Origin of the sequence: Paraburkholderia sp. BR10923, from assembly GCF_040948765.1 — a bacterium.
Taxonomy (GTDB): domain Bacteria; phylum Pseudomonadota; class Gammaproteobacteria; order Burkholderiales; family Burkholderiaceae; genus Paraburkholderia; species Paraburkholderia youngii.
The window spans coordinates 1-289 of sequence record NZ_JBFPKO010000195.1 but is presented as its reverse complement, the minus strand read 5'-3'; the positions used below and the strand labels follow the sequence as shown (position 1 = coordinate 289).

Below are 289 nucleotides of genomic sequence, written 5' to 3'. Positions count from 1 at the left end.
TCGAAGTTCACGTCGTTGCCGGCCGTGCTCTTGCTCACCGCGAGGTTGCCATCGGTGTTCTGCAGGTCGACCGTGCCGCCCGGCGCCACGTTCGTCGCATTCGCGCCCTGCGCGCTCACGTTCCAGCCTGCGCTGGCCGTCTTGCCGACCTCGTCGAGCTGTTCCTTGTTCACCGCGTCGCCAGCGTCCACACCCGCCGCCACGTTGATGATCTTCCTGCCACCCGCGTCGATGCCACCCGTGGTGATGCTCGGGCCGTTCTTGATGGTCAGGCCGTCGTTGTTCACCA

Annotated in this window: 1 pseudogene; it reads right to left on the bottom strand. The window is 66.1% G+C overall.

Annotated features, from left to right (window positions below):
- Nucleotides 1-289 (bottom strand): annotated as a pseudogene (locus AB3X94_RS42085) (hypothetical protein); the annotation flags it as partial.